The 13,192-nt window shown below is 63.1% G+C and carries 13 protein-coding genes; 5 read left to right on the top strand and 8 right to left on the bottom strand.

Going from position 1 to position 13,192, the window contains the following annotated elements:
* Positions 1 to 164: 164 nt before the first annotated feature.
* The 3 genes from QMG46_RS03445 to ftrA all read right to left on the bottom strand — a co-directional run bounded on the left by QMG46_RS03445 (position 165) and on the right by ftrA (position 3,739).
* Positions 165 to 1,775 (bottom strand): S10 family peptidase, encoded by a 1,611-nt coding sequence (locus QMG46_RS03445; RefSeq protein ID WP_281851072.1) that lies wholly within the window; start codon positions 1,773 to 1,775, stop codon positions 165 to 167.
* A 74-nt stretch (positions 1,776 to 1,849) separates the two neighbouring features.
* The gene (locus QMG46_RS03450; protein WP_281851073.1) at positions 1,850 to 2,713 is read right to left on the bottom strand and encodes an EamA family transporter; all 864 of its coding nucleotides are present in this window, start codon (positions 2,711 to 2,713) and stop codon (positions 1,850 to 1,852) included.
* 42 nt (positions 2,714 to 2,755) lie between these two features.
* Positions 2,756 to 3,739: a transcriptional regulator FtrA gene (gene ftrA / locus QMG46_RS03455; RefSeq protein WP_281851074.1), complete on the bottom strand. Its 984-nt coding sequence runs from the start codon at positions 3,737 to 3,739 to the stop codon at positions 2,756 to 2,758.
* Between the two features lie 78 nt (positions 3,740 to 3,817).
* Between ftrA and QMG46_RS03460 the strand changes: the two genes are divergently transcribed.
* From QMG46_RS03460 to QMG46_RS03470, 3 genes are read left to right on the top strand one after another with little or no spacing between them, the layout of a single operon-like run.
* A complete protein-coding gene (locus tag QMG46_RS03460; RefSeq protein ID WP_281851075.1) occupies positions 3,818 to 4,216 on the top strand; it encodes a rhodanese-like domain-containing protein in 399 nt (132 codons plus the stop codon).
* On the top strand, positions 4,213 to 4,677 hold the full coding sequence (locus tag QMG46_RS03465; protein WP_281851076.1) for a GNAT family N-acetyltransferase: 465 nt from the start codon (positions 4,213 to 4,215) through the stop codon (positions 4,675 to 4,677). The genes QMG46_RS03460 and QMG46_RS03465 overlap by 4 nt, the downstream gene beginning before the upstream one ends.
* Before the next feature lie 27 nt (positions 4,678 to 4,704).
* On the top strand, positions 4,705 to 5,007 hold the full coding sequence (locus QMG46_RS03470; RefSeq protein ID WP_281851077.1) for a DUF1272 domain-containing protein: 303 nt from the start codon (positions 4,705 to 4,707) through the stop codon (positions 5,005 to 5,007).
* Between the two features lie 19 nt (positions 5,008 to 5,026).
* Here QMG46_RS03470 and QMG46_RS03475 read toward each other — a convergent pair whose 3' ends face one another.
* Complete coding sequence (locus QMG46_RS03475) at positions 5,027 to 6,646, bottom strand: MFS transporter (protein WP_281851078.1); 1,620 nt, start codon at positions 6,644 to 6,646, stop codon at positions 5,027 to 5,029.
* Positions 6,647 to 6,725: 79 nt separating this feature from the next.
* Between QMG46_RS03475 and QMG46_RS03480 the strand changes: the two genes are divergently transcribed.
* Complete coding sequence (locus QMG46_RS03480; protein ID WP_281851079.1) at positions 6,726 to 6,941, top strand: DUF3820 family protein; 216 nt, start codon at positions 6,726 to 6,728, stop codon at positions 6,939 to 6,941.
* Between the two features lie 140 nt (positions 6,942 to 7,081).
* On the opposite strand, the gene eda is transcribed toward QMG46_RS03480, so the two are convergent.
* The 4 genes from eda to zwf form a co-directional block, all read right to left on the bottom strand.
* Positions 7,082 to 7,747, bottom strand: a complete 666-nt coding sequence (eda, locus tag QMG46_RS03485; protein WP_281851080.1) for a bifunctional 4-hydroxy-2-oxoglutarate aldolase/2-dehydro-3-deoxy-phosphogluconate aldolase — start codon at positions 7,745 to 7,747, stop codon at positions 7,082 to 7,084.
* Between the two features lie 6 nt (positions 7,748 to 7,753).
* Positions 7,754 to 9,574, bottom strand: a complete 1,821-nt coding sequence (gene edd / locus QMG46_RS03490) for a phosphogluconate dehydratase (RefSeq protein ID WP_281851081.1) — start codon at positions 9,572 to 9,574, stop codon at positions 7,754 to 7,756.
* Between the two features lie 94 nt (positions 9,575 to 9,668).
* A complete protein-coding gene (gene pgl / locus QMG46_RS03495) occupies positions 9,669 to 10,382 on the bottom strand; it encodes a 6-phosphogluconolactonase (RefSeq protein ID WP_281851082.1) in 714 nt (237 codons plus the stop codon).
* Positions 10,383 to 10,520: 138 nt separating this feature from the next.
* Positions 10,521 to 11,996, bottom strand: a complete 1,476-nt coding sequence (gene zwf, locus QMG46_RS03500) for a glucose-6-phosphate dehydrogenase (RefSeq protein WP_281852797.1) — start codon at positions 11,994 to 11,996, stop codon at positions 10,521 to 10,523.
* Between the two features lie 216 nt (positions 11,997 to 12,212).
* Here zwf and QMG46_RS03505 point away from each other — a divergent pair, with 216 nt between their 5' ends.
* Positions 12,213 to 12,965 carry a GntR family transcriptional regulator gene (locus QMG46_RS03505; protein WP_281851083.1) on the top strand — a complete coding sequence of 251 codons (753 nt, stop codon included), beginning with the start codon at positions 12,213 to 12,215 and terminating at the stop codon, positions 12,963 to 12,965.
* The last annotated feature ends 227 nt before the right edge of the window (positions 12,966 to 13,192 follow it).

Below are 13,192 nucleotides of genomic sequence, written 5' to 3' on the forward strand. Positions count from 1 at the left end.
GCTTGAGAGTCCAGAGCCCCCTCACCCCAACCCTCTCCCCCGGCAGAGCCAGGGGAGAGGGAGCTAAAAGCGCGCAGGATTCAAACTTGCCTCAGTGTGCCCCCTCTCCTCTGGCTCTGTGGGGGGGAGGGCTGGGGTGAGGGGGCCGGGCGCTCACGAAGCGCTCACCGCTTTACGTTATCCGTCTCACCAATAAACTTCGCCACATTGTCATGCAGCATCTTCAGCGAATCCTGATTCGCGTAAACCATATGCCCGGACGGATACCACGCATAGGTGATATTGGCCTGCAGCGCATCGGGGATTGGCAGATGGTGCATTTCATAATCGGCGGCGAAGTACGGCGTAGCCAGGTCGTAATAACCGCCGTTCAACAGCACCTTCAAGTTCGGATTGGTCTTCATCGCCGTGGCCAGGTCCGGCATCACATTGGTCGACTGCTGCAAGGCCTCGCCTTCGACACCGGGTGCCTTGTGCGCAAAATCCCAGTGGTCGACGTCGGCGAACAAACGATAGTTCATGTTCTCGCCGAACTTGAGCTGCTTGCGCACATAGTCGTTGAATGCAGCGACGTACGCCGAGCTGATCGCGGAAGACTGCGGATCGTATTCCGAATCCTTGGCCATCGGGTCGAGCGACGGTCCCGAGAAACGGCTGTCGAGACGACCGGTGGTGAGGCCGCCATCGTTCTGCAACTGGTGCTCGAACATGCCGCCGGTTACGCGCAGATTGGCGCGCAAGAGATAATCGGTCGGCAGGCCGGTGTACTGATGCAGCTTCTCCGCAACGGCTTGCTTGCGACCGGCATCCAGACGCGAGCCGGCCATCAATGCCTGGGCATAGTCACCGATCGCGAACTGTTCGACCTCGCGCAGGAACGGCTCGAGCTGCGCCGGCTGTTGCGGCAGCTTACGATGATAAAACGCCGTCGCGGCGAAGGTCGGCAGTGCGGTGATGTATGGCGCATCCACGCCCGGATTGAACTGCGGGCCGTCGATGCTGTTGTCGAAGCTCAGGATCTGCGAAAGCAGGATCACGCCGTTGAGGTCGACGCTATCTTCGTTTTCCAGAATGTTGGAGACCACCGCCGAACGCGTGGTGCCGTAACTCTCGCCAAACAGATATTTCGGGGAGTTCCAGCGACCGTACCGGGACAGGAACTGGGTAATGAACTGCGCGAAGGCATGGCCGTCGCCGTCGACGCTGTACGTGCTCTTGCGTCGATCCTTCATTTGCTCGTCGCGCTTGCCCTTGTCGTCGTCATGGGCAATGAGTCGACTGAAGCCCGCACCCGGTGCATCGATAAACACCAGATCCGACGCATCGAGCAGGCTGTAGTCGTTGTTGACCAGACCATAGGGCGCCGCTGGCGTATGGCTGTCGTCACTGGTGACGACGCGCTTGGGACCAAAGGCACCCATATGCAGCCACACCGTCGCCGAACCCGGTCCGCCGTTATAGATGAAGGTGATCGGCCGCTTGCCCGCCTCCACACCTTTCTTGAAATAGGCGGTATAGAACATGCTGATCTGCGGCTCGTCTTCCTTGTCGCCGCTGCCATGCAATACCAGCGTGCCGGCGACAGCCTTGTAGTCGACGCGTTTGCCTTCGACGCTGACCGAGCCCTCGCTTTCAGAGGACTGCGGCTTGATCAGCGCGGCCTCGGCCTTGTCGTCAGGCTTGTCCTTCTTGTCCTTGTCGTCATGCTCTTTGGCGTGGACGGCCGAGCACAGCATGAGAGCGGTAAGAGCGGCGGCGAGAGGCAGCTTGCGCATCGTGGGCGTTCCTGGATGACGGCGGGGATAGTCCAGAGTACGGACACCGCAAGCCCGCTTTCCCACCCCAGAAGTCATGCCTGTGCGGCATACCCCAGCACACCGATGGCGGCGAACGCGAGCAGAAGACCCAGGACATTGATCGGGCGCAGCCGTTCGCCGAACCCCAGGCTGCCGACCAGGGCGCCGAGCAGCACCACGCCCAGGTTCATGCTGGCAAACACCAGCGCAGGATGTTGCGCCAGCGCCTGATGGGCACGCACGTAGAAAACGATGTTGCCGAAGTTGACCAGGCCCAGGATCAAGCCGCCGACCGCGTCGCGCAGGCTTGGACGCGTCTGCCCGCGTAAGCAGCGCCACAGGAAGATCGCCATGGCGACCAGAAAAGACAGCACAAAGGCCGTCAGCAGCGAGGCCGCAAACGGTACACCTGCCTGCGCCACCAGCTTCAGCAGAATATCGATCGCACCGAAGCCCGCGAACACCACCAACGGCCAGTACCAGCCGTTACCAGCCTGCGCCGCGGATTGCTCCCCACGCCACAGCATGCACAGCAGGGCGATGAAGCCCAACGCCAGCCCTGCCAGCTTGATCGCGGTCGGTTGCTCGCCGAACAGCAAGAACGCCGCCAGCAGAGAGATAAGCAGGGACAGGCGTTGCGCGGTATCGGTACGTACGATGCCGGCGTTGCGCACCGAGGCGGCCAGCGCCATGAAGATCGTCGGCAACAGGATACCCAGCCCGACCATGCCAACCCAGGGGACGTGCTGGCCCTTCAAGGCGTCAAGCGATGGCCGGAAGATCCAGACCGTCAGCGCGCTGGTCGCGACATAGTTCCAGGCAATTGCCTGCCCGACGTCGAACCCACGTCGCCGTGCCAGCTTGAGCATCACCGATACCCAGACGCTGCATAGAACGCTCAATAAAACGTAGATCATGAATCGCGCGCCAAAAAAGGATGCCTAAGGATACGACGATGCTCAGTGCGCGAAGCGTTCGCGATAGCGGGCAGGGCTCAATTGCAGTGACCGACGAAAGTGATGCCGCAAGGTATCGGCACTGCCGAAGCCGCAGGCGTCGGCAATCTGTTCGACCGCCAGATCGCTACCCTCGAGCATCTCCCGCGCACGCGCCAGGCGCTCTTGCGTTAGCCATTGCTTGGGCGAATGCCCGGTCGCTTCCTCGAAGCGACGCAGCAGCGTGCGTTCGCTCATGCGCGCGCGTTCGGCAAGCTCAGGTAATGCGAGCGGCTGGTCCAGATGCTTGCGCATCCATTCCAGTAACTTGCCCAGTGCCGCGCCCTGTTCGGGTAGCGGCGACGGAATGAACTGGGCTTGTCCGCCATCGCGATGCGTCGGCACCACCGCTCGACGCGCTACCTGGTTGGCGATGCGCGGGCCGTAGTCGCGCCGGATCAGATGCAGGGAGAGATCGATCGCCGCCGCGCTACCTGCCGACGTGAGCAGTTGGCCCTCATCGACATACAGCACGTCCGGCTCGATCCGCACGTGCGGATAACGTGCAGCCAGGGCGTCGGCGTAACGCCAATGCGTGCTGGCACGGCGGCCATCGAGCAACCCGGTGGCGGCCAGCACAAACACGCCGGAACAGAACGACACCAACCGCGCGCCGCGCGCATGCGCAGCACGGAGCGCGTCGAGCAGACGCTCCGGTGGCGCCGCGTCGGCGCCGCGCCAACCCGGCACGATGATCGTGCCGGCCTGCGCCAATCCATCCAGGGTGGCCTCGGCGCGCAATTGCAGGCCACCGGCAGCGCGCATGCTGCCGCGATCGACCGCATAAGAACCGAAGCTATACCAGTGATCGAACTCCGGTCGGGCCAGCCCGAACATTTCCACGGCAATGCCGTACTCGAAGCTGCACAGACCGTCGTACACCAACGCGGCGACGTGGCGGTTGGCAGGTCCGTTGGCGGGACGGGAACGTTTTGGCGGTTTCTTCATGGTGACTGGCATTCTTGCCAATGTCCGCCAGCCGCACCAGTGCCCAGACTGCAACGCACCGCCACCTGGAGTTGCATCATGCCAACCGTCGTTCAACGTGTTTCCGCCGCACCCAGCCAGCAGGCGCTGGCCCATTTCGAGGCTCGCCTTACGTTCGAAACCGATTGCGCGGATGTGTACTACGCGACCCACCATGAGCAGAAGGACTTCATTCTGCTCGACGTGCGTACACCCACCCTGTACGCCGCCGGGCATGTGCCCGGTGCGCTGAATGTGCCGACGCGCACGATCAGTGAGCAACGATTGGCCGAGTACCCGGCCGACACCTTGTTCGTGGTGTATTGCGCCGGACCTCACTGTAACGGCGCCAACAAGGCTGCGATAAAGCTGGCGCAGCTTGGCCGGCCGGTGAAGGAGATGATCGGAGGGCTGACCGGCTGGATCGACGAGGGCTTTGGCCTGGCGCGCGGCGCATGATCGAGTTCACAATTCGGCCCGCCGCGCCAGAGGACGTCGCCGCTGTGCTGCCGCTGATGGCAGAACACGCCGCGTTCGAGCGCCTGGATCATGCGCAACAAGCGCGGCTGGACATGCTGCCGGCGGCGCTTGTGACGACACCGCCACGACTGTACCTATGGCTCGCCCAGGTCGATGACGCGATCGTCGGATACGCCAGCGCCACGCTGGATTTTTCCACGCTCGACCGCGCCACCTACCTGCACATGGACTGCCTGTTCGTACGGACAGGTTGGCGTGGTCATGGTATCGGTCGTGAGCTGTGGCATCGACTCAGGGGTTTCGCGCATGCCCGTGGCTGCCTGAGCATGCAGTGGCAGACGCCGGACTGGAACGAAGACGCAGCGCGCTTCTATCGCAGGCTGGGCGCGAACGAATTGCTCAAGCGACGCTATACACTAAGGCTCGACGCCGGTCAGTGAGCCGCGCGTCGCCACCGGAGGCGCGTCGTGCTCGAACTTCGTCCCACCTGCGAACACTGCAACAAAGATCTGCCGCCAGAGTCGTCCGACGCGATGATCTGTTCGTTCGAATGTACGTTCTGCCATAGCTGCGTCGAGCTGTTGCACAACGTCTGCCCGAACTGCGGCGGCGGATTTACACCCCGACCGGTGCGGCCGGCGCACGATTGGCATGGACCGTATCTGGGGAAGTATCCGGCCACCCGAAAGGTCACGCACCAACCGGTGGATCTGGTGGCGCATGCGCAGCTAGTGGCGGAAGTGGAGGATATTCCGCCGGAGAGGCGGTAGTGGAGGGGCGGTCGCGACTTCAGTCGCGACCCTTCGAAACGGGATCTACCCGCTTTATCGGACGCCACCGCATCTCCCCCTGGATAAACATCCCGGCACTGAAAGCACTCAACAAAGCAAGCGCGGCACAGATCAGCATGACCCAGCGAAAGCCGGCGACAAAAGATAGTCCTATTACGCGCTTCACCTCGTCCACCGTGGCGGCCGGATAACCCTCAGGCACCACGATCCCTGCCAGCTTCTGCTGCTGCGCCATGACCGAAGACACCAAGTCCGCTGGCGCCTGCAGCGAGGCAAGGCCGGTGCTCAAGCTGGCGTTGAACGTCTGAGTCAGGACCACGCCGAACAGCGCAATAGCCAACAGCGCAGCGACACGCGATACCGCGTTATTGATGCCCGAAGCGGTACCGGCCAGCTCCGTGCCAAACGCGTTCATCACCGTCGTGGTCAAGGGTGCCACCGTAATGCTCATGCCCAGCCCAAGCACGCAGATGGCAGGAAAGAACATCGTCCAGTAGTTGCTGTCGATCGTCGGCCGGGTAAACAGCGCAAACCCGATCGCGGCTATGACCGGGCCGGTGACCAGCGGCAGCTTGGCGCCGAACACATCGACGAGCGTCCCCGCCCAGCGGGACAAGGTAAACATGATGGCAATGAAAGGCAGAAACGCCGCTCCCGCCGCTGTCGCGCTATAGCCTTGCACCTGGATCAGGTCGAGCGGAAGAAAAAACAGGCTACCGCCGAGTGCGGCATAGAGCAGGAGAGTGAGTACGTTCGCACCGGTAAAGTTGCGGTCGCGAAACAGCCCCAGCGGCAACATCGGTGCAGCGCCACGCGCTTCCACGCGAACGAACAGCAGCAGCGCGACGATACCGATTGCAGTCGCCGCCCAGATCGGCGTCGCCGACCAGCCTCGAGACGGGGCCTCGATAAGCGCAAACACGATACCCGCCAACCCAACCGTGGCCAGGCTGGCGCCCGCCACGTCGATGCTACTTCGACTGGCAGCACCCCGGCTCTCGGGGACTTTCGTCATGCAGATCAAAAGCAGCACGACGCCAACAGGAACATTCACCAGAAAAGCCCAGGTCCACGAGTAGTGATCGACCAGAAAACCACCAATCACCGGCCCGATCGCAGCGGTGATGCCGCTGAAGGCAGACCACGTACCGATCGCCGCGCCACGCTCCGACTGCGGAAACGTCGCACTGATCAAGGCAAGGCTGCCGGGCACCAGGAGAGCGGCGCCTATGCCCTGGATGGCTCTTGCCGCAATCAGCATTCCAACCGCGCTCGACAGCGAACAACCGATCGAGGCCAGTGTGAACAGGCCGATGCCGATCATGAAGATGCGCTTGCGGCCAAAGCGATCACCAAGCACGCCTCCCACCAACAGAAACGATGCCAGGAACAACGCATACGATTCCATGATCCACTGGGCGTCCGACACGGTCGCGCCCATCTCTCTTTGAATGGACGGAAGCGCAACGTTGACCACCGTGCCGTCGATAAAGGCCAGGCTGGAGCCGAGAATCGCCGCGACCAGGGTCCAGCGCCGCGAAGGTGCGGCACACGGCTTTGCCGCTTCGCCAGTCAGGATGACGCCATTGTCGCAGGGAGGTTTTCCGATCTGACTCATGACTGCACCACGGGTGATCGATCGGGTGGGAGATTACTCCGAGGCGACCGTGTGGCGAGCAAGTCTGTAAAATCGGGGAATGAAAGCGGAAGATCTACAGCGATTGGTGACTGTCACCATGCCTTATGGCAAATACCAGGGCCGGCTGATTGGCGACTTGCCGGGCCCGTACCTGGCGTGGTTCTCCCGCAAGGGATTTCCGCCCGGCGACCTGGGAACCCTGCTGGCGCTGGCTTTCGAGCTCGATCACAACGGCTTGAAGCCGCTGCTCGATCCGTTGCGGAAACGGCGGTAACGAAGGTTTGGCGATGTTGTGGGCGCGCCTGAAGAGAACCTCCAATAACCTCAGTCTCCATTATCGTCATCCCGGCGTAGGCCGGGATGACGGCTAGGAAGGGTTTTTTAGAGGATTCCTGAAATCGCGACCGCCCCGCCTCACACCTTCCGCAACGCCGCAGCCTCGCGCGCCAGCAACTCGATTCCCGCCCAGTCACCACTCTTGAGCTTGTCCGCCGGCGTCAGCCACGAGCCGCCCACGCAAAGCACGTTCGGTAACGTCAGGAAATCCTGCGCATTGCTCAGGCTGATGCCACCGGTGGGACAGAAACGAATCTGCGGCAGCGGGCTGGCCCAGGCACCGAGCAGCTTGGCGCCACCAGCAGGCACGGCCGGGAAGAATTTCAGGAACCGATAGCCGCGCTCGAGCAAGCTCATCGCTTCGGACGCAGTCGCCGCGCCAGGCAGCAACGGCAGCGCGGAATCATCGGCTGCATCGAGCAGACGCGGCGACACACCCGGCGACACGGCAAAACGCGCACCTGCCTGTTCAGCGGCTTTCAGATCTTTCTCGCTCAGCACCGTGCCGACACCGATCACCGCGCCCTCGACCTCGGCGGCAATCGCACGGATCGCGTCGAGTGCTGCCGGTGTGCGCAGCGTCACTTCGATCGCCGGAATGCCGCCGGCAACCAGCGCGCGCGCCATCGGCACGGCGGCCTTGGCGTCGTCGATGATCACCACCGGGATCACCGCAGCGAGGCGCATGGTGGTTTCGACCTGGGCCTGCTTGGTTTCGATCGCGTTGCTCACAGTTAACTCCATCAAAGTTTAGACAACGCCCGCGCCGAGATCGGCCGTAGTAGACGCCTGCCGGAACAGCGCGAACAGCTCGCGACCCATTCCGACGTGATGTTTGGAAAGATCGGAGGTCGCTGGCATGCGCGCGGCGAATTCGGATGGTTCGATCAACACATCGACCGTGCCGGCCACGGCATCGAGTCGGATCATGTCGCCATCGCGAATCTTGGCGATGCTGCCGCCTGCTGCCGCTTCGGGGGTAACGTGAATCGCCGCAGGCACACGCCCGGACGCGCCCGACATGCGGCCATCCGTCAACAGGGCGATGCGATGGCCGCGATCCTGCAGCACCGACAAGGTCGGCGTGAGCTTGTGCAGCTCGGGCATGCCGATCGCCTGCGGCCCCTGAAAGCGCACGACCGCGATGAAATCGCGATTGAGCTCGCCGCGCTCGAAGGCGCGACGCACATCGTCCTGGTCGTCGAACACCACGGCCGGCGCCTCGATGATCTGGCGATCGTCCGGCACGGACGACACCTTGATTACCGCGCGACCGATATTGCCTTCGAGCATGCGCAGGCCGCCGTCGGCACGGAACGGTTCGGACGCCTGACGCAGCACGCCGCGATTACCGCTTTCCTTAGACACCGGCTTCCAGTGCAACTTGCCGGTGTTGTCCAGCTCGGGAATCTGCGTATAGCCGTCCATACCGGTGCCGAACACCGTACGCACATCGGCATGCATCAGGCCGGCACCGAGCAACTGATCGATCAGGAAGCCCATGCCGCCGGCGTCGTGGAACTGATTGACGTCGGCGTAACCGTTCGGATACACGCGCGCCAGCAACGGAATCACTGAGGACAGGGCATCGAAATCGTCCCAGCGCAGTTCCACACCCGCAGCGCGCGCAATCGCAACCAGATGCAGCAAGTGATTGGTCGAGCCGCCGGTGGCGTGCAAACCGATCACGCCGTTGATCACGGCTTTCTCGTCGACGATATGGCCGATCGGCAGATGCTGCTCACCCGGTTGGCTCAGCGCGGCAACGCGGCGCACGGCTTCGGCCGTGAGCGCATCGCGCAGTGGTGTATCGGGTGCGACGAAGCTCGAGCCGGGCAGATGCAGGCCCATGATCTCCATCAGCATCTGATTGGAGTTGGCGGTGCCGTAGAACGTACAGGTACCGGGCGCATGATAGGCCGCCGCTTCCGCCTCCAACAGTTCGGCACGACCGGCCTTGCCTTCGGCAAACGCCTGGCGCACCTTGGACTTCTGCTCGTTGGTAATGCCGCTGGGCATCGGACCGGAGGGAATGAAGATGCCCGGCAGATGGCCAAAGCTCAACGCACCGATCAACAGGCCCGGCACGATCTTGTCGCAGATACCCAGGTACACCGTGCCATCGAACATGTCGTGCGACAGCGAGACCGCCGTGGCCATCGCGATGAGGTCGCGCGAGAACAGCGACATCTCCATGCCGGGACGGCCTTGCGTCACGCCATCGCACATCGCCGGCACGCCGCCGGCTACCTGCGCGGTCACGCCGGCCTGGCGGGCGACTTCGCGAATGAATGCCGGATAGCGTTCGTACGGCTGATGCGCGGACAGCATGTCGTTATAGGCATTGATGATGCCCAGATTCGGCGCGCGGCCCGCGCGCAGCGCCGCCTTGTCGTGCGGTTCGCAGGCCGCGAAGCCGTGCGCGAGATTGCCGCAGGACAGCCGTTCGCGATGCGTGCCGCCTTCGCCGCCGGCCGCCGCTATCTTGGCCAGATACCGTTCGCGACTGGCGCGGCTGCGTTCGCGCAGACGCTCGGTCACTTCGGCGATTACGGGATGCAGACTGCTCATGCTGACGATCCAATTCATTCAATAAGGTGTAGGAAACGCGGGCCTTGCGGACCGATGCCCGTTGCGACTGCGCCCGTCGATGTTCAGGCCCGGCTTACGGGCACCAGTAAACCGAGATCGGCGTGCGCTGCTGGGTAAGCACGGCATGCACCGGATAGTCGGCGCCTTTGCCGGTACCAGCGCGAGCCTCGTTCAACACCTCGCGCTTGGCGTCGCCTTCGATATGCAGATACAGCGCGTGCGTATCGAGCAAGGCGGGCAGGCTGAACGTGATGCGTGGCTCCTCGGCACCCTTGGCGCGCATCGGTACCACCAGCAAGCCGCTCTTGAGATCCAGCGCTTCGCTCAAGCGATCGCCACCGGGAAAGAACGATGCCGTATGGCCGTCACCACCCATGCCGAGGATGACCACGTCGAACGGAAACGGCAGCGAGGCCACGCGCGCTTTCACCGCCGGCAGTCCGGCTTCCGGCGTCGGCGCGTTGGCGTACAAGGGGATGAACTGTGCGGCCGACGCTTCGTGTTGCAGCAACATCGACTTCACCAGGCGCGCGTTCGAGCGCTCGCTCGACTCGGGCACCCAGCGCTCGTCCACCAGGGCAATCGATACCTTGGCCCAGTCCAGCTTCTGTCGCGACAGTTGCTCGAAGAAATGCTTGGGCGTGCTGCCGCCCGACACGGCCAACAGCGCCTGACCGCGCGTAGCGATGGCTTCGCGTAGCTGTTCGGCGACGCGCTCGGAAAAGGCCTTCGCCAACGCGTGGCAGTCGGTAAAGCTATGGTCGGTGATGTTCAACGTATCGGGCATGACGCGGCTGTTCAAACGTTTAGCTACGGAAAAGCGAGAGACGGCACCACGTTCTACGGTTGGTGCCATCCAGTGTAGGCAGGCCGATGCAACGTGCCGGTGAAGCCGAGGGAAACTCCACCGGCACGTGCCTCGACCTTATTCTTCGTCTTCGCTGTCTTCGTTCCAGGTGCGGCCATCGCGCTCGATCAGCGCCACGGCAGCGCTCGGTCCCCATGTGCCGGCCTGGTAGGCTCGCGGCGCTTCGCCACTGGCCGCCCAGGCCGCGAGGATCGGATCGGCCCAACGCCATGCCGCGACCACTTCGTCGCTGCGCATGAACAAGGTCGGGTTACCGCGCACCACATCGAGCAGCAAGCGCTCATAGGCATCGGGCTGCTGTACGCCAAACGCTTCGGCAAAGCTCATGTCCAGCGGCACATGACGCAGACGCAGGCCGCCTGGACCCGGATGCTTGATGGTCAGCCACAGCTTCACGCCTTCGTCGGGCTGCAGACGCAATACCAGCCGGTTCTGCGCCAGCGTGCCGGCGGATGCGTCGAAGATCGAATGCGGCACATGCTTGAACGCCACCACGATTTCCGACAGACGTGCCGGCAAGCGCTTGCCGGTGCGCAGATAGAACGGCACGCCGGCCCAGCGCCAGTTGGCGATTTCGGCCTTGATGGCGACAAAGGTCTCGGTATTGGACTTCTTGCCCTCGCCGAGCTCTTCGACATAGCCGGGCACGCTCTTGCCTTCGGAGGCGCCTGCGCGGTACTGGCCGCGCACGGTGAGCTGCGCTGCGTTGCTGCTGTCGATGTGCTTGAGCGCGTTGAGCACTTTCAGCTTCTCGTCGCGCAAGGCATTGGGCGCCAGCGAGCCGGGCGGCTCCATCGCGACCATGCAAAGCAATTGCAGGATATGGTTCTGCACCATGTCGCGCAGCGCGCCGGAGTGGTCGTAGTACGAACCACGACGGCCCACGCCCAGTGTCTCGGACACGGTGATCTGCACGTGATCGATATGCTCAGCGTTCCACAGCGGCTCGAACAGCGCATTGCCGAAACGCAATGCGAGCAGGTTCTGCACCGTTTCCTTGCCGAGGTAATGATCGATGCGGAAGGTCTGCGATTCGTCGAACACGCGCGCGACGTCTTCGTTGATCTCGTTGGCGCTGGCGAGGTCGTGACCGATCGGCTTTTCCAGCACCACGCGCGACTTGCCCTTGTTGAGCTCGTGTGCACCCAGGCGGTTGCAGATATGGGTGAACAGTTCGGGCGAGGTGGACAGGTAGAACACGCGGATGTGATCGGCCTGTTCGGCGATCAGTTGCGCGAAATCGTCCCAGCCCTCGTCCTTCTTCGCGTCGAGCGAGCGGTAGTGGACCTGCTTGAGAAAGGTGTCGATCTTCTGCTTGTCGCCGCCGCCTTCGATCAAGGCTTTTTGCAGCGTGTCGCGGTAACCGGCGTCGTCGGTCGCCTCGCGGGCGATGCCGATGATGCGGCTCTCGGACGGGATCTGGCCGTCCAGGAAGCGGTGGAACATGGCGGGAATGAGCTTGCGCAGGGCCAGGTCGCCCGTGCCGCCGAAAATCACCAGGTCGAATGGGTCGACCGGAGGGGAAGCCGTCACTTCGAAATCCTCGATGCGATGCTTGGCCGTAGCCGGGTGCCACGGCCGGACGCGGCTGATCGTACCAGTGAAATACCAGATGGCGCTAGGCGTTTTCACGCGATAAATCGCCGGCCCAGGCCGCTCGGCTGGCCAAGCCGGAGCTGGTATCCGCCGTCAACGGCGTGAAAGCGCGCCAGTTGCCCTAGTGGTATGGTCATTGGTATCGTGTGCAACATGGAAACCGCCCTGGCTACCGAATACCGCCGTCTTTGCGACGACCCGGCAACCAACCAGCCGCTGGCCTATCTGCGCCTGCGCCGGGCCATTCGCAACATCGTCGAGCACCGCGATATCGAACCGGGACAGGCCTTACCCAGTGAGCGCGATCTGTCGCGCGTACTGAACCTGTCGCGCGTCACCGTGCGCAAGGCGATCGCCGGCCTGGTCGAAGAAGGCCTGCTGACCCAGCGGCACGGTGCCGGCACCTTTGTCGCCGAGCGCATCGTCAAGCCGATGTCACGGCTGACCAGTTTTACCGAAGACCTGCGCGCACGCGGCTTGCATCCGCGCTCGGAGTTCTTCGAACGCAGCATCGGCGAAGTCACGCCGGAAGAATCGATGGCGTTGAATCTGTCACCCGGCGTGCTGGTGGTGCGCCTGCACCGCGTGCGCTACGCGGTGGACGAGCCGCTGGCGATCGAACGCAGCGTCGTGCCGGCCAGCGTGCTGCCCGATCCGATGATCGTGCACGACTCGCTGTACGAAGCGCTGGAGAAATCCGGCAGCCGCCCGCGTCGCGCCCTGCAGCGCCTGCGTGCGGTATCGCTCGGTGCGCAACAAGCGCGCCTGCTGCATGTCGCCACCGGCAGCGCCGGCCTCAATATCGAGCGGCGCGGCTTTCTCGACGATGGCCGCGTAGTGGAGTTCACCACGTCGTGGTACCGGGGCGATATCTATGACTTTGTTGCCGAGTTGCAGACCGACTGAAGCGACGCGTTTTTGTAGGAGCGACTTCGGGGAACCTCTAAAAACCTCTCCTATCCGTCGTCCCGGCGAACGCCGGGATCCAGCGCCTTGTGCCACAACGTGCTGAAGACGCTGGGCCCCGGCGTTCGCCGGGGCGACGATGAGAACTGAGGTCATTCGAGATTGCCTGAAGTCGATCCTACAAACTCAGACTGAGCCCCGCCCAAAAAAAACCGCCGGAGGGCCGG

Origin of the sequence: Dyella sp. GSA-30 (assembly GCF_027924605.1) — a bacterium.
Lineage (GTDB): Bacteria > Pseudomonadota > Gammaproteobacteria > Xanthomonadales > Rhodanobacteraceae > GSA-30.